Source organism: Bradyrhizobium elkanii USDA 76 (genome assembly GCF_023278185.1).
Taxonomy (GTDB): domain Bacteria; phylum Pseudomonadota; class Alphaproteobacteria; order Rhizobiales; family Xanthobacteraceae; genus Bradyrhizobium; species Bradyrhizobium elkanii.
Window position 1 is genome coordinate 217,175 of record NZ_CP066356.1, and the last position, 22,863, is coordinate 240,037.

Here is a 22,863-nt window from a genome sequence, read left to right on the forward strand (position 1 = left end):
TTGACGCCAGCGGTGATTGCCTGGCGTCGGCTGATAATCATGGAAAAGGCTCTTGCTCGCCATCGCCGATTGGCTTTGATCATAATCAATAGTTTGGAGCGGCGTCGGAAGGGGGGAAGTCGCGACGGTCAAGCAGCACCGCTTGACACAGGTCAACGGTCTCATCGCCCTGAGCGCCTAAACAGGTCCAGTTCATTCAGTTCTGATTGCAGACTAAGGGATCATTCTATGAAACGATTTTCGCTGATGATTGCCATCATTGCCGCAATGACGACGACTGGCGCGTCCGCCCAGTCCGCCAATCTCACCGGTACTTACCAGTGCGTGCAGGGCTGCCATGGCGGCCTGCTGGCCTACGTCACGCAGAACGGGGCCGAACTCAACATGGTGACCGAGGCCGGCGTGGCGTCGCGCGCGTGGCCGGATTGGTTCTCTCCCGCCAGCCGCATCTGGATCGAAGCTTTCAACATCGGCGCCGTCTACACGCCTGACGGCATGACGATCCAGTTCGACAACGGGACCATCTGGCAACGCTTCGTGCCGCCACCTGCGCCCCTCAGCCGACGTGGGTAAAGAGTCTGGGGGGCAGGGTCGCATCACGCCATGACAAGCCTGGATTTCACTGCGCCCGATATCGGGTTCATGCAGCGCTGCGTCTCGCTGGCACATTCGGGAATGGCAAAGGGAGAATATCCCTTTGCCGCGGTGATCAGCCGGAAAGGCCGGTTCGTCTGCGAGGCCCACAACATGGTTCGGTGTGAAGGCGATGTGACCAGACATGCCGAAATGGTCGCCTTGTCCGAAGCACAAAGAACGCTGAAAACGACCAGTCTCGAGGATTGCACGCTCTATTCGACGGTCGAGCCCTGCGCGATGTGCGCCTATGCGATTCGCGAAAGCAGGGTGGGAAGGGTGATCTCCGGCCTGCGGTCGCCGGTGATGGGCGGCCATTCCAGATGGGATATCCTGACGGACAGCGGCCTGTCATCGATCATGCCGGAAGTCTTCGCCACGCCGCCGACGATCCAGCTTGGATGCCTCTATGACGAGGTGCAGGAGGCCTTCCGGAAGCGGCATCCATTCGCCTGGAGGGTCATCGAGGCGCGAAGGATATTTGTCGGGGGTCCCGAACAGGGTGATGGGGAGCGTAGCACCGCTCCCGCGGCCGGTTTCGATCTGGAGCGGCGCCTTGTGTCCTGGGTCCGGTCGCGCATCCTCGACCGGCTTTGGCGAGGGTGATGTCGAATTATATGTCGTTGTAGTCACAAGAGGATTTTGAAATCGGCGAGCCGTTCCGGTTTCTCGGCCAAGCCGATTTCCAGATTCGGCGAGCGCTTCCCGGCGCCCCGCCGCTTCCTGCGGCCACGCGCCCAATGCGCCATGCCGGAGGATCCCGTGACCCATCGAAAGCTCTTTCTCATTCTCGCCGCCGCCACCGCTTGCGGTGCGTTGGCGCTGTCCGTCGCCCGCGCCCGCGATGTGCCTGAGGTCGCGACCGGGTTTGTCGCCAATGTCATCTGCTCGGAGACCTTCGTCAGCGGGCTCGACCCGAAGCGAAACCTGGCCGAGACCACGGACGCGATGCCGGGGGCCGGCCCGATCACCTGGGCGATGGACACCAAGGTCGACCGCCAGCGCAAGGACGTCACCGTGACGCTGTTCGGGTTTGGCCGCAGCCATGCGGTCTATCGCGAAGGGGTTGGCTGCACGCTCGAACATGGCGAGGCGTTGGCCGATGGCCGGCTTTCGCCGTTGAAGCCACAGGCCGCGCTGCTGCCTGAGATCGCCGGTCCTGGGCTCGTCGCGCCACAAAGCCCGCAGCTTGCGGCTGCGCTCGACCGCGCCTTTGCCGAGCCCGCGGAGGCGCCATTCCGCCACACTCGCGCTGTCGTCGTGATGAAGGACGACCGCATCGTCGCCGAGCGTTACGCCGACGGCATCGGCACCGACACGCCGCTGCTCGGTTTCTCCGCGACCAAATCGGTGATCTCGGCGCTGATCGGAATCCTCGTCCGCGAGGGCAGGCTGACGCGCGACCAGCCGGTCCCGATCGCGGCCTGGCAGAATCCCGACGATCCGCGCCACGCGATCACGGTCGACGAGCTGTTGCGCCACACCGCGGGCCTCGCGCTCGGCAGCTCGCTGCAGGCGTCGCTGGCATCCGTGCTCGAGCCGGTCAATCGCATGAAGTTCATGGAATCGGATATGGCCGCCTTTGCCGAGCGCGCTCCGCTGGAGAGCGCGCCCGGCCGGGTCTGGAATTATCACGACGGCAACTACCTGATCCTCTCGCACCTGATCCGCAACGCCGCCGGCGGGCGCGCGGCTGACGTGATGCGCTTCGCGCGTGAGGAGCTGTTCGGACCGCTCGGCATGCGCAATGTCGTGATGCAGTTCGATGCTGCGGGCACGCCGGAAGGATCGGGCGCGATGATGGCGAGCGCGCGCGACTGGGCGCGGTTCGGCCAGCTCTACCTCGATGACGGCGTGGCGGGGGGCAAGCGCATCCTGCCTGAAGGCTGGGTCAGGTACTCCGCATCGCCGACGCCGCACGCCTGGGTCGGCATCGGCGCGGGGTTCTGGACCAATCTCGGCGACAGCTTTGGCGCCCACTACCGTGTCGAGCACGGCTGGCCGCGTGATGCCTTCTTCGCCAAGGGCACGATCGGGCAATATGTGATTATCGTGCCGTCACAGCGACTCGTCATCGTCCGCCTCGGCCGCTCGCCGAACATGCCGCCCGAGGCGGACGGCGTGTTCGATCTGGTCCGTGACGTCGTCACAGCGACGTCTGCAAGCGCGCGGCTCGCGGGCGGCAATTGACCGGCATGTCACACAACACCCGCGCGATCGTGAATTGAATCTTGGCCTCCGGAATTTTCTGATGCTGTGGCGCATCTCGCGAGGAGGCGCCATAGTTTCTTGAAGCACGCGTCAGCCGGAGACCATCATGCCGAAAGCCTACTGGATCGTGCACGTCACGGTTCACGATGAAGCCCGCTATCCCGAATATCTCGCCGCCGCGATGCCGGTGTTCGCCAGATACGGCGCCAATTTCATCGTGCGCAACGGCCCCTATGAGGTGATGGAAGGCGCAACGCGCCAGCGCAACTTCGTCATCGAATTCAAGGATCGCGCCACTGCGATGGAATGCTACACCTGCCCCGACTATCAGGCCGCGAAGGCGATCCGGCAGAAATATTCAGAGGGGGATTTCGTGATTATCGATGGAGCGGAGTAGGACGCGCCGTCATTCCGGGGCATGCGAAGCATGAGCCCGGAATCCATTTCGCCACGCGGGCGATGACACCGCGCTGTTTGACTTCTTGAATTACGACGCATCCCCGCCGTCGTCGTCCCGGCGAAGGCCGGGACCCATTACCCCAAATGAGACTTGTTGCGCGACGCTGGGGCCACGATCCCGTTCATGATCAAATGCGGTGGTTATGGGTCCTGGCTTTCGCCAGGACGACAGCTGTGGGCGTGGCGTGCAGCCTGCGCCTCGACGGCCTGCTTACTGCCTTCCCAGCTGCGTCGCCTTCTCCACGCGGTCGAAGCGCTCCAGCGTCAGGATGGCGTCGGCGAGCTGGTCGGCGCGCTTGTCGAGCACCGGGCGGGCCAGCGTCAAGAACTTCTGCTGCATCGCCATTGCGTCGGGGAACGAGGTCGGCTCGCCGGAGGGATCGGCATAGAGGCGCTCATGGGTGCCGTCGTCTGTCGTGATCGAGACGCGGGCGCCGAACGGATGGGTGCGGCCGATCTCAAGGCGGTCGTCCTGCACCACGTCGAACTTGTCGGCGAGCGCGTCGATGGCCGCATCGCCCAGCCGGTCGTAATCGTCCCAGCCGAAATGGCCCTGGTCGAGCGCGATCGCGCCGGTGAAGAACATCGAGAACTGGCCGCCGACCACCGAGGTCGGGTGGCGCTTGGTGGCGGCGTCGCCGGTCAGCGTGATGCCGTTGCGGTGCAGGCCGATCTCGACCTTCCTGATCTGGTCCGGCGTCAGATTGTGCTCGCGCCGCATCGCGATCAGCGCGTCGATCGCAGCGTGGGTGTAGCGGCAGCTCGGATACGGCTTCACGCCGATCTTCAGCGTCTCATAGGTGCTGCCGAGTCCGGCCACCGCCTTGTCCGGATGCGCATCGTCGCTGTAGCCGACCAGCAGGCCGTGCTTGCCCTCGACCGCCTCGCTCGAGCCGATGAAGTCGTTGCGCGCCAGGGTCGCGGCGATCACGCCGTTCATCGCGGCGGCGCCGACCTGGTAGCGCTTGTTCCAGGCGCCGTTGACCAGGAATTGCAGCGAGCCCGCGGCCTGGCTGCCGGAGACGCCGAACGCGGAAATGATCTGATCCTTCGACAGCCCGAACAGCTTGGCTGCCGCCGCGGCGGCGCCATAGGTGCCGGCGGTCGCGGTCGGGTGGAAGCCGCGGGCGTAATGCGAGGTCGGGTCGAGTGCGTTGCCGAGCCGGCAGCACACTTCATAGCCGGCGACGATCGCCGTCAGCACGTCGCGGCCGGAGGCGCCGACCATCTCGCCGACCGCGAACGCGGCGGGCACCACCGGTGCGCTCGGATGCAGCGAGGAATCGGCGTGGGTGTCGTCGAAATCGAGCGAATGGCCGAGCGCACCGTTAAGCAGCGCCGCGACTGCCGGAGTCCAGGTCTTGGTGTCGCCGAACACGGTGGCCTCGCCCTTGCCGTCGAGCGCCAGCGCCTCCAGCATCTTCATCAGCGATGGCGTCGATTCCGCATCGCGCCGGGCGCGGATGGCGCTGCCGAGAAAATCCAGCGTCAAAACCTTGGCGCGCTCCAGCACCTCCGGCGGAATGTCGGAATATTTCAGGTCGGCGACATAGGCGGCGAGCGTTGCGGTTTCGTGGGCCATCGTGTTTCCTCAATTTTGCGGCGCAGGGTAGGCGGGCAGGTCAGGCCTTTCAAGCCACCTTGCCGCCGCGGGCAGCTGCCATGCTCCAGATCGGTTAGCTTCAGGTCGGTTTAGCTTCAAGTCATGTAACACGGGCCTTTCCTTTGATTGCGGATCACGGTGCATGAGGACCTTCGCAAAACGCATGTTCGACCAGCTCTGGGCTCGCAAGACGCAGCTGGCGCTGGCGGTCCGGATCGCGTCCGCCGGCGTCGCGGCCTATACCATCGCGTTGGCGCTCAACCTGATGCTGCCGCTCTGGGCGGTGCTGACCTCGCTGATCGTGACGCAAATGAGCGTCGGCCGCTCGCTGAAGGCCAGCCGCGATTACATGCTCGGCACCATCGGCGGCGCCGTCTATGGCGGCGCGATCGCGGTTTTGATCCCGCATTCCGGCGAGGGCAGCCTGCTGGCGCTGCTGGTGCTGGCGATCGTGCCGCTGGCCTTCATCGCCGCGCTCAATCCGAGCCTGAACTCGGCGACCGTGACGGCGGTGATCGTGCTGCTGCTGCCGACGATGCATCACTCCAATCCGCTGGATTCCGCGATCGACCGCGTCCTCGAGGTGACGGTCGGCGCGCTCACCGGGCTTCTGATCTCGTTCCTGGTGCTGCCGTCGCGCGCGGTCAGCCAGATCAGGGTCAATGCATCGAACCTGCTGGAGCTGCTCTCGGCGGCGTTCGCCGAATTGCTCGCCGGCCTGACCCGCGGCCTCGACAACGACGCGCTGCACCGGATCCAGGACGGCATCGGCACCGCGGTGACCAATCTGCACGCGACCGGCCTCGAGGCCGAACGCGAGCGCTCGATGCATCTGTCGTCGGGGCCGGATACAGGCCCGTTGCTGCGGACCATCCAGCGGCTGCGGCACGACGTCGTGATGATCGGGCGCGCCTGTGTGGTGCCGCTGCCGGCCGATATCCAGGCGAGGCTGGCGCGGCCATTGGCCGACGTCAGCAAAGCGATCGTGACTTACATGGTGGCGGTCGCGACCGCTCTGCGCGCCGGCAGCGGCCCGGCCGACATGGCACCGGTCGATGCCGCGCTGCATGCCTATAGCGAGGAGGTCGCCGCTGTCCGCACGGACGGCCTGATCCGCGGCCTGCCGGTCGATGCCGCCGAGCGCTTCTACGCGCTCGGCTTCTCGCTCGACCAGATGCGGCAGAATCTCAACGACCTCAAGCGCTGCCACGGCAATTGGTGCACCAACGCCGACGCTTCCGAGAAGATCGTCGCCGACACGCCGGAGAAGAGCGCGGCTTGAGACGAGAGCGTTTTCGAGCGAAGTGGGTACCGGTTCGCATGAAGAAAACGCGTCTAGGGTCCAGCCATTCAGTCTACGGCCTTGCGCAGCATCGCGGGTACGATCAGGCGGTGGAACGGCAGGATCACCGCGAGATAGGCGCGACCGAACCGGTTGTGGGTGAGCACCAGCGTGGTCGCGGTGATGCTGCGCACAGCTCCCGCGGAGGCGACGTCGACGACGAGGCGGAAGTCGAGATGCTTGTCGTTGAACCCCGCGACCAGCCGCTCCGGCGTCTCGCTGACCACCGGAAAGATCCCGATCATGTCGCGTGCCGCGCCGTCGGCCGCGCCCGAGGTCTTCAGGCCAAGCGGCGCGACGATGAAGTTACGTAGGGCAATCAGCCATTCGATCCAGCGCGGCTGCCGCGCCACCATCGCCTCGGCGGCATGCCGCGCATCGAGGTCGGGGCGCGCAGTGGCGATCCGGAACGCGTCGATGAATTGCGCGCCGGCGAGCAGCGCGGCGGAATCCACGTTCGGCGTGACCTCGTCGACCCTCATTTGCCCAGTCTGCGTGCCAGCCGGCGGAAACGCAAGACAAGGAGGGTCGCATAGACCGCCGTCCCGAGCGACAGCCCAATCCAGACACCGGCGGCGTCGAGCTTCGCCCAGAAGGCGAGCGCAGAGGCCGATGCGAAGCCGATCAGCCAATAGCTGATGACGGCGAACAGCAGCGGCACCTGGGTGTCGTTCATGCCGCGCAGCGCGCCCGCGGTGGTGGTCTGGATGCCGTCGGCGATGAAGAAGGTCGCGCCGATCAACAGCAGCGCCGCAGTGAGTTGCGCGGTGGTGTCGGAGGCCTCGCCGAGGAACAGAGCTGCGATCTCGAAGCGTGCCAGGATCACCGCGAGCGTCATGATGCTCATGAAGATCCCGCTGAGCGCGATCGCGACAAAGCCGGCGCGCTGCACCGCGTCGGTATCGCGGCGGCCGACGGCCTGGCCGACCCGCACGGTAGCGGCCATGCTGACCCCGAACGGCACCATGAACAGGATCGCCGCGATCTGCAGCGCGATCTGGTGCGCGGCCAGCGCCGTGGTGCTGATCAGCCCCATCAGCAGACCGGCCGCACCGAACAGGCCGTACTCCAGCAGGAAGGCAATCGAGATCGGCGCGCCGACGGCGACCAGCTTGCCCATCAGCGGCCAGTCGATGCGCCAGAGGCGGCTGAAGACATGATATTTGCGGAACGGGCGGCGGCGCGCCGCGAACCACACGCCGGCAAGGAAGGTGCCGAGATTGACGATCGTGGTCGCAAGTCCGGCGCCGAACATGCCGAGTTCGGGCATGCCCCATTTGCCGTACAGCAACAGGTAGACCATCAGCGCATTGGCCGGGATAGCGGCAAGCGTGATCCACAGCACCGGCTCCGGCCGGTTCACCGCGCTCATGAAGCCGCGGAGCGCGATGAACCACAGCGCCGGCAGGATGCCCCAGGCGAGACCGAACAGATATTGCTGCGCCAAGTGCGCGGTGGCCTGGGTCTGGCCGAGCATAAGCAGGATGCGCTCGCCCTGGAACGGCAGCGCCATCAGCGGCAGCACCATGAAGAAGCCGGCCCACAGGCCGACGCGGAGCGCGCGCCGCATCACGCGCGGGTTGCGCGCGCCGAATGCCTGCGCGGCCAGCGGCGAGACCGCCGACATCATGCCCATGCCGATGGTGAAGCTGACGAAATACACGGTATGCGCCAGCGCCGCGGCGGCGACGCTTTCGCTGCCGAGTCGGCCGATGAAGGCGAGATCGGTGGTCATCATCGCGATCTGCCCGAGCTGCGTCAGCGCAAGCGGCACCGCGAGCTTCAGCGTTTCCGCGAGCTCGGCCGTGAGCAGGTTGCGAGGGACGACAACGGCCGCGTTCGGCGCGGCCGGGTCGATCTTGTCGATGCAGGTCATGACGGCACGCTTAGCACGGCAAACCGGCCGGAAGGATGGCCAAGCTGCCGCAGGGAATCACGATCGCGCGGGAATCCGCTTGATCTTGGCGCCGAGGGCGTTGAGCCGCTCATCGATCCGCTCATAGCCGCGCTCGATCTGGTCGGCGTTGTTGATGGTGGAGGTACCCTCGGCACACACCGCGGCCAGCAGCATCGCCATACCGGCCCGGATGTCGGGCGAGTTCATCGGCGCGCCGCGCAGCCGGCTAGGGCCGGCGACGATCGCGCGGTGCGGGTCGCATAGCACGATGCGGCCACCCATGGCGATCAGGTTGTCGACGAAGAACATCCGGGATTCGAACATCTTCTCGTGCATCAGGATGACGCCGTCGCACTGCGTCGCGGTGACGATCGCGATCGACATCAGGTCGGCCGGGAAGGCCGGCCAGGGCTGGTCCTCGAGCTTCGGCACATGGCCGCCGAAATCGTCCTGGATCTTCATGGTCTGGCCGGACGGGACGACGAGATCGTCGCCCTCGACGCCGCAGACGATGCCGAGCCGCTCAAAGCCCATCCGGATCGAGCGCAGATGCTCGACGCCGGCGCGCGCGATGCGCAGCGGCGAGCGGGTCACCGCGGCAAGCCCGATCAGCGATCCGACCTCGATATGGTCGGGCTGGATCGCGAAAGTCGTGCTGCCGAGCGTTGCCGGCCCGTGCACGATGATGGTGTTGGTGCCGACACCTTCGATCTTGGCGCCGAGCGCGATCAGGAAATTGGCGAGGTCCTGCACATGCGGCTCGGAGGCCGCGTTGCGCAGATAGGTGGTGCCGCGGGCGGCGACCGCGGCGACCAGCGCGTTCTCCGTCGCGGTGACGCTGGGCTCGTCGAGGAACACGTCGGCACCCTTCAGCCGCGTGGCGCGGAATTCGAGCCGGTGCGTCGCGGTGACGGTGGCGCCGAGCTGCTCGAAGGCCAGGAAGTGCGTGTCGAGCCGGCGGCGGCCGATCACGTCGCCGCCGGGCGGCGGCAGTGCGACCTCGCCGCAGCGGGCGAGCAGCGGACCGGCGAGCAGGATCGAGGCGCGGATGCGCGCGCACAGCGCCGGATCGAGATCGGCGGCGCGGATCTCCTTGGCATGAATCTGCAGCGTGTTGCGCTCGGTCCATTCGGCGGTGGCGCCAACCGAGCGGCACAATTCGACCAGCGTTTCGGTGTCGCGGATGCGCGGCACGTTGGTCAGCGTGACCGGGTGCTCGGTGAGCAGTGCCGCGGCGATGATCGGCAGCGCGGAGTTCTTGTTGCCCGACGGCTCGATGGTGCCCGAAAGGCGGCGGCCGCCTTCGACGATGTATTGGATCGGCGGCACGCGGAATGTCCCCTAACGCATCATTCAGACCGGGTCGTTGGAAATTCCACAATGGAATCAACGACCGTCCGGCACCGTAACACAACTTCCGGCGCAGCTTCCACCCGAAAGGTAGCGCCGCGACGGCGCCGAGAAGCGCACGCCCGCCTGGCCGTGCGCAGAACCCTAGATGTCGATGGTGGCGCTGAGCGAATTGTCCTGAATGAATTCGCGGCGCGGCTCGACCACGTCGCCCATCAGCTTGGTGAAGATATCGTCGGCCTCGTCGACCTCCTTGATCTTCACCTGCAGCAGCGAGCGCGCCTCGGTGTCCAGCGTGGTCTCCCAGAGCTGTTCCGGGTTCATCTCGCCGAGACCTTTGTAGCGCTGCAGCGAGATGCCCTTGCGGGCGGCGTCGGTCACGGCCTCGAACAGGTCGATCGGGCCGTGGATGATCTGCTCGGCATCCTTGCGCCGCAGCTTGCCCGCGCGCACGTAGATCTCTTGCAGCTCGGTCGCGTATTCGTCGAGCTTGCGGGCATCGGCCGAGCCGAGAAACGCGTCGTCGATCACGGCGAATTCCCTGACCCCGCGCACGGTGCGCTCGAACTGGAACCCCTGGCCTTCCGTGAAGGTGCCGATCCAGCCGCGCTCGACCTCTTCGGCCACGGCGTCCAGCCGCTTGGCGATGTATTCGGCCGCCGAATTGGCGGTGGCGATATCGCCGGTGATCCTGGGATTGAGCACGCCCGCGATCGCGGCCTGCTCGATGACGGCGCGATTATAGCGGCTGTGCAAATTGCGCAGCACCGAGCGGATCACCCGGGCGTCTTCGACCAGCGACAGCAGATCACGGCCCGAGCGGTCGTCGCCGGAGGCCGGTTTGAAGACGCATTCGTCGAGCCCGGTCGAGATCAGATAGTCCTCAAGGGCGCGCTCGTCCTTCAGGTATTGCTCGGACTTGCCGCGCGAGACCTTATAGAGCGGCGGCTGGGCGATATAGAGATAGCCGCCATCGATGATCGAGCGCATTTGACGATAGAAGAAGGTCAGCAGCAGGGTGCGGATATGGGCGCCGTCGACGTCGGCGTCGGTCATCACGATGATCTTGTGATAGCGCAGCTTGTCGACCGAGAAATCGTCGCTGATGCCGGTGCCGAGCGCGGTGATCAGCGTGCCGATCTGCTCGGACGACAGCATCTTGTCGGGACGGACGCGCTCGACATTGAGGATCTTGCCGCGCAGCGGCAGCACCGCCTGGAATTCACGGTTGCGGCCCTGCTTGGCGCTGCCGCCTGCCGAGTCGCCCTCGACAATGAACAGTTCGGATTTGGCCGGGTCCTTCTCCTGGCAGTCGGCGAGCTTGCCGGGCAGCGAGGAGACGCTGAGCGGATTCTTGCGGGTCAGCTCGCGCGCCTTGCGCGCAGCCTCGCGGGCCGCGGCGGCCTGGATCACCTTGCCGACGATCTCCTTGGCTTCCTTCGGATTCTCCTCGAACCAGGCGGCGAGCGCCTCGTTCAGGACGTTCTCGACCACCGGCCGAACCTCCGAGGACACCAGCTTGTCCTTGGTCTGCGACGAGAATTTCGGATCGGGCACCTTCACCGACAGCACCGCGGTGAGGCCTTCGCGGCAATCGTCGCCGGTCAGCGCGATCTTTTCCTTCTTCGCATTGGCCTCGGCATAGCCGTTGACCTGGCGCGTCAGCGCGCCGCGGAAGCCGGCCAGATGGGTGCCGCCGTCGCGCTGCGGGATGTTGTTGGTGAAGCACAGCACGTTCTCGTGGTAGCTGTCGTTCCACCATAGCGCCGCCTCGACGCCGATGCCGTTGGCTTCCGAGCGCACCATGATCGGCGCCGGCACGATCGCCTTCTTGTTGCGGTCGAGATATTTGACGAATTCCTCGACACCGCCGGAATAGTGCATCTCCTCGCGCTTCTCGACCGCGTGACGCATGTCGGAGAGCACGATGTTGACGCCGGAATTGAGGAAGGCGAGCTCGCGCAGCCGGTGCTCGAGCGTCGCGAAATCATACTCGATGTTCTTGAAGGTCTCGACCGAGGCGAGGAAGGTGACCTCGGTGCCGCGCTTGCCCGGGGCATCGCCGACCACCTTGAGCGGCGCCACGGCATCACCGTGCGCGAATTCGATGTAGTGCTCCTTGTCGTCGCGCCAGATCCGCAGCGCAAGCTTGCTGGAGAGCGCGTTGACGACGGAGACGCCGACGCCGTGCAGACCGCCGGAAACCTTGTAGGAATTCTGGTCGAATTTTCCGCCGGCGTGCAGCTGGGTCATGATGACCTCGGCTGCCGAGACACCTTCTTCCTTGTGGATGCCGACCGGAATGCCGCGTCCGTCATCGTACACGGTGACGGAATTGTCGGCGTTGAGGGTGACCAGGACGCGGCTGGCATGGCCGGCCAGCGCCTCGTCGATCGCGTTGTCGACGACCTCGTAGACCATGTGGTGCAGGCCGGAACCGTCGTCGGTGTCGCCGATATACATGCCGGGGCGCTTGCGGACGGCGTCGAGGCCCTTCAGCACCCGGATCGATTCCGCACCATATTCGGCCGGAACGGGATGCTCAGATTCGGCAGGGGTCTGCCGGGCAGGTTCAGTCATGTGAGGCCTTCGAGGATGTCCGAATCAGCTGCGCAAAATGAGGCGCTGATTCCGGTATTTGTGCCACGAAAGAGGGGTTGCGCCTAGCGCAAAGTCTCCATCTACAAACTATTGAATAAATGGGATTTTTTAGGCCTGTTTCAAGGCTTTCAAGGACCGATTCCGAGGGCTTTGAAAAGCCCGCTTCGGTGGCGGATTCGGAGCCCTTATCGAGGCCGATTCTGCGCCGCCAGAAACATGATGAGACCAGGCTGAATTGGAGCGGCTTCGGAGGTTCGCTTCTCCCGCTGGGCATGGGCGAACGGGGGCGAGGGGTGCTGGCGAAATTTCGGAATATTAGAATAATGTTCCTGAGTTGCCCGACGTGTCAAGCTGCTTGGTCGAACGCCGGCCGCCGCTGACTACTTTGCATGGGGTTGTTTTCGATATTTTGGCTATGCGCTCTGCGACGGCGCCATCGCTTCAGATTGCCCTAGACTAGCCAATCAGCCGCGCCGTGTGGCGCGGCCGGATTCGACGTCGAAAATCTCCCCCCGAGGGCCGATGTCGAGGAACGCCGCGGGATCGGCACCGGTCATCCAGACCTGCGCACCGAGCTTGGCGAGCTCGTCGAACAGCGCCTTGCGGCGGTTCGGATCGAGATGGGCGACGACCTCGTCGAGCAGCAGCAGCGGTACGATGCCGGTCATCTCCGCGACCATCGTGGCGTGCGCCAGCACCAGCCCGATCAAAAGCGCCTTCTGCTCGCCGGTCGAGGCATCACGCGCCGGCATGTTCTTCGGCGCGTAGACCACCTGCAGATCGGTCAGATGCGGGCCGTCGAGCGTGCGCCCGGCGGCGGCATCGCGCGGCCGGCCGGCGCGCAGGATCTCGCGGTAGCGGTCCTCCACTGCGGTTGCAGGCTCCTGCAGCAGCGCATTCTCCATCCAGCCGTCGAGCATGATCTCGGCGGAGGGGAAGGCCGAGGCCGCGCCGCGCTCGCGCAGCATCACGGCGAGCTTGGCGGCGGTCTGGCCCCGCGACGCGGCGACCGCGACCGCAAGCTCGGCGGTTTCGCGCTCGATCGCATCACACCAATGGTCGTCATAGTTGCGCACCTCGAGCAGCCGGTTGCGCGAGCGCAGCGACCGCTCCAGCGCGGAAACGCGGCTGGAATGTTCGGAATCGATCGCCAGCACCAGGCGATCGAAGAAGCGCCGCCGTTCCGACGCGGCGCCCATGAACAGGCCGTCCATCGCCGGCGTCAGCCACACGATGCGCAGATGATCGCCGAAGGCGGTCGCGGAACCCACCGGTTCGCGGTCGATGCGGCAGCGTCGCGTGCTGCCGGCGTCACCGGTCGGAGGATCGATGCCGGTGCCGAGCGTGGCGAGGCCGAGCGCGCCCTCGACTTCGGCCGACACCGCCCAGGAGCCGTCGCCCTGATTGTCGGCGATGTCCTCCAGCGTCGCGCGACGCAGCCCGCGGCCCGGCGACAGGAACGAGACCGCTTCCATGCAATTGGTCTTGCCGGCGCCGTTCGGCCCGACCAGCACCACCATGTCGCCGGCGACCTGCAGCGTCGCCGTCCGGTAATTGCGGAAATGCGTCAGCGACAGGCGATGAATGCGGGACGGGGTCATCTCAGCTCGTCATTGCCGGGCAGTCGTGCCCAGCCACGACGCAATCTAGTGCTGATGCGCGCCAAGAGAAGTGCGTCACACCCGCATCGGCATCAGCACGTAGAGTGCGCCCTTGCTGTCGCGGTCCTGCACCAGGGTCGGCGAGCCGGGATCGGCGAGCTTCAGCACCGCGACCTCGCCCTCGATCTGGGCAGCGATGTCGAGCAGATAGCGCGAGTTGAAGCCGATATCGAGCGCGTCGGAGGCGTACTCGACCTCGAGCTCCTCGGTGGCGCTGCCGGAATCCGGATTGGTGACCGAGAGCACCAGCTTGCCCGCGGACAGCGCGAGCTTCACCGCGCGGCCGCGTTCGCTGGAAATCGTCGAGACGCGGTCGACGGCGGCTTCGAAATCCTTCTTGTCGACGACCAGTTCCTTGTCGTTGTTCTGTGGAATGACGCGGCCGTAGTCCGGGAAGGTGCCGTCGATCAGCTTCGAGGTCAGCACCACATTGCCGAGCGTGAAGCGGATCTTGCCGTCCGACAGCTCGATCGAGATCTCGGCGTCGTCGCCCTCGATCAGCCGCTGTACTTCGCCGACCGTCTTGCGCGGGACGATCACGCCGGGCATGCCGGTTGCGCCCTTGGGCAGCGCGAGGTCGATCTGCGCCAGCCGGTGACCGTCGGTCGCAACCCCGCGCAGGGTCGCCGCCTTGGCGTTGCCGGCCGCGTGCAGATAGATGCCGTTGAGGTAGTAGCGGGTCTCTTCGGTCGAGATCGCGAACTGCGTGCGGTCGATCAGGCGTTTGATATCGGACGCCGGCAGCGAGAACGAATGCGTCATGTCGCCGGCGGCAAGGCCCGGGAAGTCGCTCTCGGGCAGGGTCTGCAGCGTGAAGCGCGAGCGGCCGGCACGCACCGCCAGCACCGAGCGGTCGCCATCGGCTTCCAGCACGATCTGCGAGCCGTCGGGCAGCTTGCGGACGATGTCGTAGAACATGTGCGCGGGCACCGTGGTCGAGCCGGCGGTTCCGGTTTCGGCGGCCAGGGTCTCCGTCACCTCGAGGTCGAGGTCGGTCGCTTTCAGCGACAGTTTGGCGCCCTCGGCGCGGATCAGCACGTTGCCGAGGATCGGGATGGTGTTGCGACGCTCGACCACGCGGTGAACGTGACCTAGCGATTTCAGGAGTTGCGCGCGCTCGACGGTGACCTTCATTGCAATACCCGCCAGATCCCTCAGATGGAAAAGCCGGGCGGCCGTTCAGGGCAGCACCGCGGCATTGGAAACCCGAAAAGCCGGATCAATACCGGATTTGATCAAACCCACGGGGGGACCGCAAGGTGGCGCGGATGGGCGGCCGGTGCAAGGGATACGGGCGCGAAACGAGCCCCGTTCCCCACGTTTTGGGTCGGAAAAAAGTTTAGCCCTCCCCTTTGGGAGGGGAGGGCAATGGAACGAGCCGGCCGGATGAAGCGGCCCTATTCCTGCAGCTGGCGCTTCAGCGATTCGACTTCCTCCGACAGCGCCGTGTCCTTGGCGACCAGTGCCTCAATCTTGCGCACGGCGTGCAACACCGTGGTGTGGTCGCGGCCGCCGAAGCGCCGGCCGATCTCCGGCAGCGAGCGCAAGGTCAGCGTCTTCGCCAGATACATCGCGACCTGGCGCGGGCGCACCACATTGGCGGTGCGGCGGGACGACAGCAGGTCGGAGCGGCTGACATTGTACTGCCGGGCGACCACGCGCTGGATGTCCTCGATCTTGATCCGCTTCGGCTCCTGCGGGCGGATCAGGTCGCGCACCTCGCGCTCGGCCATCTCCAGCGTCACCGGCTGGTTGTTGAGCTTGGAGTGCGCCAGCAGGCGGTTGATCGCGCCTTCAAGGTCGCGGCCGTTATGGGTGATGGTGCGCGCCAGATAGTCGAGCACCTCCTCCGGCACGTCGAAGCTTGCATGGTGGGCGCGAGCCGCGGCGACGCGCGACTTCAGGATGCCGAGCCGCAGCTCCTCGCCGAGCGAGCCCATCTCGACCACGAGGCCGCCGGCGAGCCGCGAGCGCACGCGGTCGTCGAGGCTTTCCAGATCCGACGGCGGACGGTCGGCCGCGATCACGACCTGGCGGCCGGCATCGATCAGCGCGTTCAGCGTGTGGCAGAACTCGGCCTGCGTCGACTTGCCCTGCAGGAACTGCAGATCGTCGATGACCAGCACGTCGATGCCGCGCAGCGCCTCCTTGAAGGCCAGCGCCGTCTGCGTCTTCAGCGCCGCGACGAAGCCGTACATGAACTTCTCGGCGGTGAGATACAGCACCTTGCGTTCGCCGCCGGAATTGCCGGCCCAGGTCACCGCCTGCAGCAGGTGCGTCTTGCCGAGGCCGACGCCGGCATGGATGTAGAGCGGGTTGAACATCACGGGATCGCCGCGGCGACCTTCCGCGACCTGGCGGGCCGCCGCATGAGCCAGCGTGTTGGACCGGCCGACGACGAAGCTGGCAAAGGTCAGGCGCGGATCGAGCGGCGAGCCGCCGAGCGCGTCATGGCTTGCCGACACCGGCGCAGTCGCAAACGAGCGCAATTCGGGCGCGGGGCGGCCGTCGGTGCGCTCGATGCGGCGCACTTCGACGGGCGCAGCCGTTTCCTTCACCGGAGCCGTCGCACGGATCGCGGAGCGGACGGTAAGGTCGATCTTGTGCACTTCCGGCATCTCGGCCTGCCAGCAGGACAGCACACGATCGGCGTAATGCGCCTGGATCCAGCTCTTGAGGAACCGGGTCGGAACCGACAGGTGCACGCTCTCGTCGTGCACGCTCTCCAGATCCATCCGTGCGAACCAGCTCGTGTAAACGTCCTCGCCAACGCTCGTCCGCAGACGTCCCTTCACCCGCGACCAGCGATCCTGTTCCGTGTTCGTCATTGCCTTCGTACTTCCAAGTCTGAGAGATAATCGTTGCGAAAGCGCCGTGCAGGTTTGCTGCCGCGGCGCGACCTCTAGCGGGCGCGGTCTGCTCCGGACAAAGCTCTCCCGTGCGGCGACCGTGCGCCACCCGACAGATCAGCTGTTTGGAGAAGATGCGCCCCGCGAGGTCAGCGCGTACTCGACGGACGCTGCGGGTGAGAGCCGATGTCCGAGGGGTTGATTACGGCACCACTGGAAATTTGCGCTTCGGCTGTCGTTGGTTCGACTGCAGTGATGATACCGTAAGGCATAAGTCCTCCCCCTCCCGCCGCGACGTATCGCGGCAAGTTGTCAGCTTGCTCGTGTCTTCAAATTCGAACTGCTGCTACCGAACACCGAAATGCCCGGCGCTTCGCCGCCGCCGTGTCGTCGTCAACCCGTTCACTCGCTCCGCGTTCCCGCTGCCAGATCCGACCGACGTCCTGGTCTCTCTTGTTCGATCCCCCAAATTGCCGGGGACATCGCCGGAGAATTTTTGACACAGTTCGTCCGTCCTCATATCGCTATGAGCCGTCAATCCAGCTTCGCTTGGAAAGCGTCGCTAACGCACACACCGCCGCCGATTTGTGCGTCCGCCCCTGGGTCTCAAACCGCGCTGATCTGGAGAGCCGTGGGCGTCGCGAACAAGAAATAAATACACCAAGCACATTTCCTGACAATCCGTGGATTCGACGGGGGTCGAGACTCTTCGCGACTGTTGCGGCGTTGCCGATGCTGAGTTGCGAAAGCAAGTTTTTGAATCAGCGCACAGATTCACGCGTGTCACAAACGACGGTGCAATACCAAAAATTTTTCATAGAAAATTTACATTTGGTCTCGCGCCGGTCATTTTTCCAATCGCTGTCCAACGCTATGTGCATAAGTAATTCGCGAGACGTCATTTTTCTCGATTACTTTTGCAGGGTAACCCCGCGTCGCAAGTTTCGCCGCGAAATGCTTGCGCGCTATTCCATCTATCTAGCTTAGCGAAGAACAATCTGTGGGCGAGTGCGGCGCGTTAAGCATGTTGAGCCGGTAGAACTACGGACGCGACGAAACATGACACGCAGTTCGTCGCGCGGCAACGCGAAGTGTTCTCGCGCTATGAAACTTCCACGACAAAAGTCGAGACAAAAACAAAAAGCCCGGCGCGAGCCGGGCTTCGTGACAAATGTGTCTTCCAGTCAGCTCGCGCGCCGAGCTTTTACTTGGCGAGCTTGGCGATCCGCTGCGACAGACGCGAGACCTTACGGCTCGCGTTGTTCTTGTGAATGATGTTGCGCTGCGCTGCCTTCATCAGCTCGGGCTCGGCGCGGCTCATCGCCTTCAGCGCCGCCTCGCGGTCGCCGCTCTTGATCGCTTCCTCGACGGTGCGCACCGCGCCACGCATCTGCGTGCGGCGCGACTTGTTGACGATGGTGCGGCGGGCAATCTTGCGGGTCGCCTTCTTGGCGGAGGTGGTGTTGGCCATGGTTCTCTAACTGTCCTTCGGCGGTGATCGCTCGGTGGTCGGGCTTGCGCGCACCGGCCGGTTCAAATCTCAACTCTGATGTATTTGTCCAAGGTGGTTTTCTTGGGTGTCCTTGAGGCGGCCATGCGAGGAGCGCAAAATGCTGCCCCGCGCCTGCGGCACTGTCCAAAGAACAGCGGCGGCAGGATTGCGCCCGCCGCCATCGGCCGGTCTTATAGATGGCGCGGGCTTAAGCGTCAACGCTTTCGGGACCCAAAAAGAGCCCGAAATCGGCCCGCGAGGGCCGGATAAGCCGCTGAAGAGGTTGAATTTCCGGGGGGCGCCCGGTAAGGCCTGACGACGCGTGGGGCGCGACTGGGAGTTAGGGTGACGCATGATCCGCGGCTTTTTCCGTCTGATCGGCCTTCTGCTGCTGGCCGGCAGCTTCATCTTCATGGTCTATGACGGGGCCCGCTACGTCGCCGACCAGAGCCTGCGGTTCACCCAATTCGGCCAGTTCTGGAACGACATCCACCAGTCGAGCCAGCAGGCATTCCATGCCTGGGTGGATCGCTTCGCGCCCTGGCTCTGGAATGACGTGATCCGCCTGCTTCTGGAGCAGCCGGTGTTCGCAGTGCTCGGCATTGCCGGCATCCTGCTGATGATCCTGTTCCGGCCCCGCAAGCCCTTGATCGGCTACGCGCGCGACTGACTTGCTCGCAGCCCGCCTTGGCGGCAGCCCTCCTTGGCTGCAGCACTCAGTAACGGGGCTGCCATCATCCGCGTAAGGACATATATAGGTGACAGCCGGCCCGCAGGCCGTTGCCGCGTCGGCCGATGTCCCGCTGGAGGTGTCCATGTTGTTCATGCGCAAGACCACCGCGTTGCCGAGCGCCGCCGAGGCGCTGCCGGGTCGCGCGACGCCGATCCCGACCGCGACCACCCATTTCGTCAATGGCAGCAAGCTGCAGCCGCCTTATCCGCAAGGCCTCGAGCAGGCGGTGTTCGGGCTCGGCTGCTTCTGGGGCGCGGAGCGCAAATTCTGGGAACTCGGCGAGGGGATCTACACCACCGCGGTCGGCTATGCCGGCGGCCACACCCCGAACCCGACCTATGAGGAAGTATGCTCGGGGCGCACCGGCCACACCGAAGTGGTGCTGGTCGTGTTCGACCCGAAGAAGATCTCCTACGAGAAGCTGCTGAAGACGTTCTGGGAGAACCACAACCCGACGCAGGGCATGCGCCAGGGCAACGACATCGGCACGCAATATCGCTCCGCGATCTACACGTTCAGCGACGCGCAGCGCAAAGCAGCCGATGAGTCGCAGGCGATGTATCAGAAGGCGCTTGCCGCCAAGGGCCTCGGCGCCATCACCACCGAGGTCGCGCCCGCAGGTGAGTTCTACTTCGCCGAGGACTACCACCAGCAATACCTCGCCAAGAATCCGGCGGGCTATTGCGGGCTCGGCGGCACCGGCGTGTCCTGCCCGATCGGCGTTGGCGTCACCGCCTGATCGTCCTGCTGAGCAAGAGCTCGCTCCGGAAAGCCGGTTTGCGCTCTTCCCGGGCACGGCTTTAGATCCTTGTTTGAGCATGATCTTTTCGGAAAACCGGTTTCCACTTTTCCGGATCGTGCTCTAAGCCAATAGGAGGCCGGCTTTTCCGGCCTCCCGCTCGACCCTCGAAAACCCTTTGTTAACCATAAGTGGTGCAAGACTGGGCCTGTCTCGCCGTTGAGGGATAGGTCCGGTGCCGGTTGCACGCGCGTTACGATTGCCGATCACTGCCGTTGTGGCTGCGCTCGCGCTGTCTGGCTGCATGAGCACGTCCGGTCCCGTCGCCATTGGCCCGCAAGGTTTGGGCCCGCAAGGCGTCGATGCCGTCAGCTATGGCCCGGCCTACGCACCCGCTCCGGTTGCCGATGCAGGCGGCGGCGGTGCGATCAGCGCATTGCGTTCCGCCTTCGCCAGCACGTCCCCTGGTTATGGCTATGCCGCACCGGCCGCCGCCCCGGTCGTCTATGCCGCCGCCTCCCCGGGTGGACCCCCCGCCGGCTACGACAACGGATATCACCTTGGCCCCGGCGACAAGCTCCGCGTCGTGGTCTACGGCCAGGAAGGCCTGACCAATTCCTATGCGATCGACGCCGCGGGCGCGATCACGATGCCGCTGATCGGCTCGGTACCGGCACGCGGCCGCACGCCGGCCGGGCTTGCCGGCGAAATCTCGGCGCGGCTGCGCAACGGCTTCATCCGCGAGCCTTCGGTGGCGGTCGAGATCGAGTCCTATCGTCCGTTCTTCATTCTCGGCGAAGTCCAGGCCCCCGGCCAATATCCCTACGTGCCGAACATGACGGTCGAGAGCGCGGTCGCGATCGCCGGCGGCTTCTCGCCGCGTGCCCGCCGCGACAGCGTGACGCTGACCCACACCGATGCGTCCGGCTCCGGCCGCTTCGTGGTGCCGCTGGGTACGCCGATGAGCCCGGGCGATACGGTGTTCGTCGGCGAGCGCTGGTTTTGACGAAGGACAGCGTCCTTCGTCATTCCGGGGCGATGCGCAGCATCGGACCCGGAATCTCGAGGTTCCCCGGTGCGCAATTGCGCACCTGAGGTCCGCGCTTTGCGCGCCCCGGAACGACGGGTGGAAAAGCCCGCTTCCTATCGCTTCAAATGCTTTGCGAAAAATTCCATGCTGCGCGGCCAGGCGATGTCGGCGCTTGCCTTGTCGTAGCTGGCGCGCTCGTCGCAATGGAAACCGTGCTGCGCGCCGGGATAGATGAAGACCTCGACCTCGGGCCGCTTCGACTTGATGGTCTCGACATCGCTCAAGGGAATGCCGGCGTCCTTCTCGCCGAAATGCAGCTGCGTCGGCACTGCCGGCTTGTCGTTGGCGAAGCGCACGATGGCACCGCCGTAATAGCCGACCGCGGCTGACAGCCCGGCCAGCTTGGTGGCGGCGGCATAGGCGACGCTGCCGCCGAGGCAGAAGCCGATGATGCCGACCGGCCCGACCGGCTTCGCCGCATCGATCGCGGCCTGGGTGTCGCGCAGCATCGCGGCCCAGTCCGGATTGGCGACGAACTTCCGCGCCTCGGCGATCTCGTCGGGGGAATAGCCGCTCTGGAAGTTCGGCGTGATGCGGTCGAAGATCGAAGGTGCAACCGCGACATAGCCTTCCTTCGCCAGCCGGTCGCAGACCGAGCGGATGTGGTGATTGACGCCGAAGATCTCCTGGATCACGACCACCGCGCTCTTCGGCGCGCCGGCAGGATCGGCGCGGTAGGCGCCGAGTTCAAATCCGTCCGAAGCCTTGAGTTTGATGTTTTGTCCCATGGTCCATCCTTGTCAGTTTGGGGGTTGCATGAAGCTCTTGATGATGAGGTCCAAAGCGCGATGAAATCGTCATCGCGCTTTGGCTCTTCGTTTGAGCATGGCCTTTCCGGAAAACCGCTTCGCACGTTTCCGGACCATGCTCTAGCGCCACATCCAGTTCTCGCCCCAGTCGGCCTTCCAGCCGGTCAGCCGGTGTTTGCGGAATTGCAGGAAGAGGCGGTCGTGGTGCGGAAACAGCCCGCTGCCGCCGAGGTCGCGGAAGGTCAGGAAGATCTCGTTGCCGGGCCGTCCGCTGACATAGGTGAGCGGTGTGCCGAGCGCGCGCTGCGCGTCCGCAACGCCCATGCCGAACGCCAGCGGCGTGGTGTTGGACAACGTTGCAGTGAAAGTGGACGGGGCTGTGACGAACGGCAGCTTCTGCGCGTTCGCCTCTGTCGCGGCCGCAATCAGCAACAAGGCAACCGCGATCGTCTTCATGGCGCAGTCTTTCCCGGCGCGCCGGCCTCAAGGCCATCCAGGAACGGCAGCACCGCGGCGATGAAGGCCTGCGGCTGGTCGATGTTGACGGCGTGGCCGGCGTTCGGGATCACCGCCTTCTGCGCACCGGGGATTTTTGCCGCCATGTAGTCGGACGCCGCCAGGAACGGCGTGTCGTCGGCGCCGACCACAACCAACGCTGGCACCTGGATCCCGGGCAGCGATTCGATCACCCGAGCATCGCGCTGTGCCAGCATGCCGCGCGCGGCGAGCGCGAGGCCCCTGGCGTTGCGATGGGTGACCGACGCGCGCTCGGCGCTCAGCGATCTCAGCACCTCGAGCCCTTCGCGGTCGAAGCGGTCGCCGGTCTCGCGGGCGCGCTTGTTCCAGACATCGCGGGCGTCGTCCTTCTTGAAGCCCGGGCCGGTGTCGATGATCAGCAGCGCCCGCACCCGCTCCGGATGGGCGCGATGAAAGGCGAGCGACATGTAGCCGCCGAGCGACAGCCCGCCGACGATCGCCTTGTCGGCGCCGGCGGCGTCGAGCAAAGCGGCGATGTCGCCGACCGTCAGCGCTTCGCTATAGGCATCGGGATCGTCGGGATAGTCGGACTGACCGTGCCCGCGCATGTCCCACAGGATCAGCTTGTGCCGCTGCGACAGCGCCTCGATCTGGCCCTGCCACATCGCCGACGTCGAGGAATAGCCGTGGGTCAGGATCAGCGGCGGGCCACTGCCGTGGACCTCGTAGTAGATCTCGACGCCGTTGCGGTTGAGCTTGGCCATTGACGGGCTCCTTGTGTTTCTCTCGCCGCTGTCATCGGACGGCGTTGCCGGTGCTTGCTGCCGACGCTTTGAGCAAGCGTCTGGCGATTAGACACGAACGCTGGCATTCCAAAAAGCGTCATGCCGTTGCCGCATCGCACAACAGGCATCTTCGGAAATTTATTCTTTTCGAGCAATTCCAAATTGGATTGCCTCCAGCCGGGAACCGGATCA

Annotated in this window: 20 protein-coding genes; 8 read left to right on the forward strand and 12 right to left on the reverse strand. The window is 65.1% G+C overall.

The annotated features are described in order from the left end of the window. Positions 1-228: 228 nt before the first annotated feature. The 4 genes from JEY66_RS01035 to JEY66_RS01050 all read left to right on the forward strand — a co-directional run bounded on the left by JEY66_RS01035 (position 229) and on the right by JEY66_RS01050 (position 3,241). On the forward strand, positions 229-573 hold the full coding sequence (locus JEY66_RS01035) for a hypothetical protein (RefSeq protein WP_016841907.1): 345 nt from the start codon (positions 229-231) through the stop codon (positions 571-573). 30 nt (positions 574-603) lie between these two features. Continuing rightward, positions 604-1,239 carry a nucleoside deaminase gene (locus JEY66_RS01040; protein ID WP_016841906.1) on the forward strand — a complete coding sequence of 212 codons (636 nt, stop codon included), beginning with the start codon at positions 604-606 and terminating at the stop codon, positions 1,237-1,239. Positions 1,240-1,395: 156 nt separating this feature from the next. Then, complete coding sequence (locus JEY66_RS01045) at positions 1,396-2,823, forward strand: serine hydrolase domain-containing protein (protein WP_026192019.1); 1,428 nt, start codon at positions 1,396-1,398, stop codon at positions 2,821-2,823. A gap of 127 nt (positions 2,824-2,950) precedes the next feature. Continuing rightward, the gene (locus JEY66_RS01050) at positions 2,951-3,241 is read left to right on the forward strand and encodes a DUF1330 domain-containing protein (protein ID WP_016841900.1); all 291 of its coding nucleotides are present in this window, start codon (positions 2,951-2,953) and stop codon (positions 3,239-3,241) included. Positions 3,242-3,514: 273 nt separating this feature from the next. On the opposite strand, the gene JEY66_RS01055 is transcribed toward JEY66_RS01050, so the two are convergent. Then, positions 3,515-4,885, reverse strand: a complete 1,371-nt coding sequence (locus JEY66_RS01055; RefSeq protein WP_018269246.1) for an MmgE/PrpD family protein — start codon at positions 4,883-4,885, stop codon at positions 3,515-3,517. A gap of 163 nt (positions 4,886-5,048) precedes the next feature. Between JEY66_RS01055 and JEY66_RS01060 the strand changes: the two genes are divergently transcribed. Then, entirely contained in the window at positions 5,049-6,188 is a 1,140-nt protein-coding gene (locus JEY66_RS01060) for an FUSC family protein (RefSeq protein WP_016841897.1), read from the forward strand. Between the two features lie 68 nt (positions 6,189-6,256). Here the strand turns inward: JEY66_RS01060 and JEY66_RS01065 are convergent, their stop codons facing one another. From JEY66_RS01065 to rpsT, 8 genes are all read right to left on the reverse strand, one after another. Beyond that, positions 6,257-6,730 carry a DUF2867 domain-containing protein gene (locus JEY66_RS01065; protein WP_018269245.1) on the reverse strand — a complete coding sequence of 158 codons (474 nt, stop codon included), beginning with the start codon at positions 6,728-6,730 and terminating at the stop codon, positions 6,257-6,259. After that, positions 6,727-8,124: an MATE family efflux transporter gene (locus JEY66_RS01070; protein WP_018269244.1), complete on the reverse strand. Its 1,398-nt coding sequence runs from the start codon at positions 8,122-8,124 to the stop codon at positions 6,727-6,729. Before JEY66_RS01070 ends, JEY66_RS01065 begins: the two co-directional genes overlap by 4 nt. A 57-nt stretch (positions 8,125-8,181) precedes the next feature. After that, a complete protein-coding gene (gene murA / locus JEY66_RS01075; RefSeq protein ID WP_016842674.1) occupies positions 8,182-9,474 on the reverse strand; it encodes a UDP-N-acetylglucosamine 1-carboxyvinyltransferase in 1,293 nt (430 codons plus the stop codon). 165 nt (positions 9,475-9,639) lie between these two features. Then, entirely contained in the window at positions 9,640-12,075 is a 2,436-nt protein-coding gene (gene gyrB, locus JEY66_RS01080) for a DNA topoisomerase (ATP-hydrolyzing) subunit B (RefSeq protein ID WP_018269243.1), read from the reverse strand. A gap of 485 nt (positions 12,076-12,560) precedes the next feature. Further along, on the reverse strand, positions 12,561-13,697 hold the full coding sequence (recF, locus tag JEY66_RS01085; protein ID WP_018269242.1) for a DNA replication/repair protein RecF: 1,137 nt from the start codon (positions 13,695-13,697) through the stop codon (positions 12,561-12,563). A 75-nt stretch (positions 13,698-13,772) separates the two neighbouring features. Next, positions 13,773-14,891, reverse strand: coding sequence for a DNA polymerase III subunit beta (gene dnaN / locus JEY66_RS01090; protein ID WP_016842669.1), 1,119 nt, complete (start codon positions 14,889-14,891; stop codon positions 13,773-13,775). A 263-nt stretch (positions 14,892-15,154) separates the two neighbouring features. After that, the gene (dnaA, locus tag JEY66_RS01095) at positions 15,155-16,585 is read right to left on the reverse strand and encodes a chromosomal replication initiator protein DnaA (protein WP_016842668.1); all 1,431 of its coding nucleotides are present in this window, start codon (positions 16,583-16,585) and stop codon (positions 15,155-15,157) included. A gap of 1,225 nt (positions 16,586-17,810) precedes the next feature. Continuing rightward, complete coding sequence (gene rpsT, locus JEY66_RS01100; protein WP_016842667.1) at positions 17,811-18,077, reverse strand: 30S ribosomal protein S20; 267 nt, start codon at positions 18,075-18,077, stop codon at positions 17,811-17,813. Positions 18,078-18,450: 373 nt separating this feature from the next. Between rpsT and JEY66_RS01105 the strand changes: the two genes are divergently transcribed. The 3 genes from JEY66_RS01105 (at position 18,451) to JEY66_RS01115 (ending at position 20,576) form a co-directional block, all read left to right on the forward strand. Further along, positions 18,451-18,768, forward strand: coding sequence for a hypothetical protein (locus tag JEY66_RS01105; protein ID WP_016842666.1), 318 nt, complete (start codon positions 18,451-18,453; stop codon positions 18,766-18,768). A gap of 145 nt (positions 18,769-18,913) precedes the next feature. After that, complete coding sequence (msrA, locus tag JEY66_RS01110) at positions 18,914-19,570, forward strand: peptide-methionine (S)-S-oxide reductase MsrA (RefSeq protein WP_026192018.1); 657 nt, start codon at positions 18,914-18,916, stop codon at positions 19,568-19,570. A gap of 235 nt (positions 19,571-19,805) precedes the next feature. Continuing rightward, positions 19,806-20,576 (forward strand): polysaccharide biosynthesis/export family protein, encoded by a 771-nt coding sequence (locus tag JEY66_RS01115; protein WP_026192017.1) that lies wholly within the window; start codon positions 19,806-19,808, stop codon positions 20,574-20,576. A 137-nt stretch (positions 20,577-20,713) separates the two neighbouring features. Here JEY66_RS01115 and JEY66_RS01120 read toward each other — a convergent pair whose 3' ends face one another. From JEY66_RS01120 to JEY66_RS01130, 3 genes are all read right to left on the reverse strand, one after another. Beyond that, positions 20,714-21,388: a dienelactone hydrolase family protein gene (locus JEY66_RS01120; RefSeq protein WP_016842663.1), complete on the reverse strand. Its 675-nt coding sequence runs from the start codon at positions 21,386-21,388 to the stop codon at positions 20,714-20,716. A gap of 141 nt (positions 21,389-21,529) precedes the next feature. Further along, the gene (locus JEY66_RS01125) at positions 21,530-21,865 is read right to left on the reverse strand and encodes a hypothetical protein (RefSeq protein ID WP_016842662.1); all 336 of its coding nucleotides are present in this window, start codon (positions 21,863-21,865) and stop codon (positions 21,530-21,532) included. Beyond that, positions 21,862-22,650: an alpha/beta fold hydrolase gene (locus JEY66_RS01130; protein WP_016842661.1), complete on the reverse strand. Its 789-nt coding sequence runs from the start codon at positions 22,648-22,650 to the stop codon at positions 21,862-21,864. Before JEY66_RS01130 ends, JEY66_RS01125 begins: the two co-directional genes overlap by 4 nt. Positions 22,651-22,863: the final 213 nt, after the last annotated feature.

Bases quoted from the DNA above. Each gene is read 5' to 3' on its own strand.
- JEY66_RS01105 (WP_016842666.1), top strand. From the start codon at position 18,451: ATGATCCGCGGCTTTTTCCGTCTGATCGGCCTTCTGCTGCTGGCCGGC.
- JEY66_RS01120 (WP_016842663.1), bottom strand. From the start codon at position 21,388: ATGGGACAAAACATCAAACTCAAGGCTTCGGACGGATTTGAACTCGGC.
- JEY66_RS01035 (WP_016841907.1), top strand. From the start codon at position 229: ATGAAACGATTTTCGCTGATGATTGCCATCATTGCCGCAATGACGACG.
- dnaN (WP_016842669.1), bottom strand. From the start codon at position 14,891: ATGAAGGTCACCGTCGAGCGCGCGCAACTCCTGAAATCGCTAGGTCAC.
- JEY66_RS01065 (WP_018269245.1), bottom strand. From the start codon at position 6,730: ATGAGGGTCGACGAGGTCACGCCGAACGTGGATTCCGCCGCGCTGCTC.
- JEY66_RS01040 (WP_016841906.1), top strand. From the start codon at position 604: ATGACAAGCCTGGATTTCACTGCGCCCGATATCGGGTTCATGCAGCGC.
- gyrB (WP_018269243.1), bottom strand. From the start codon at position 12,075: ATGACTGAACCTGCCCGGCAGACCCCTGCCGAATCTGAGCATCCCGTT.
- JEY66_RS01070 (WP_018269244.1), bottom strand. From the start codon at position 8,124: ATGACCTGCATCGACAAGATCGACCCGGCCGCGCCGAACGCGGCCGTT.
- JEY66_RS01130 (WP_016842661.1), bottom strand. From the start codon at position 22,650: ATGGCCAAGCTCAACCGCAACGGCGTCGAGATCTACTACGAGGTCCAC.
- msrA (WP_026192018.1), top strand. From the start codon at position 18,914: ATGTTGTTCATGCGCAAGACCACCGCGTTGCCGAGCGCCGCCGAGGCG.
- JEY66_RS01050 (WP_016841900.1), top strand. From the start codon at position 2,951: ATGCCGAAAGCCTACTGGATCGTGCACGTCACGGTTCACGATGAAGCC.
- JEY66_RS01125 (WP_016842662.1), bottom strand. From the start codon at position 21,865: ATGAAGACGATCGCGGTTGCCTTGTTGCTGATTGCGGCCGCGACAGAG.
- dnaA (WP_016842668.1), bottom strand. From the start codon at position 16,585: ATGACGAACACGGAACAGGATCGCTGGTCGCGGGTGAAGGGACGTCTG.
- recF (WP_018269242.1), bottom strand. From the start codon at position 13,697: ATGACCCCGTCCCGCATTCATCGCCTGTCGCTGACGCATTTCCGCAAT.
- JEY66_RS01055 (WP_018269246.1), bottom strand. From the start codon at position 4,885: ATGGCCCACGAAACCGCAACGCTCGCCGCCTATGTCGCCGACCTGAAA.
- JEY66_RS01060 (WP_016841897.1), top strand. From the start codon at position 5,049: ATGAGGACCTTCGCAAAACGCATGTTCGACCAGCTCTGGGCTCGCAAG.
- rpsT (WP_016842667.1), bottom strand. From the start codon at position 18,077: ATGGCCAACACCACCTCCGCCAAGAAGGCGACCCGCAAGATTGCCCGC.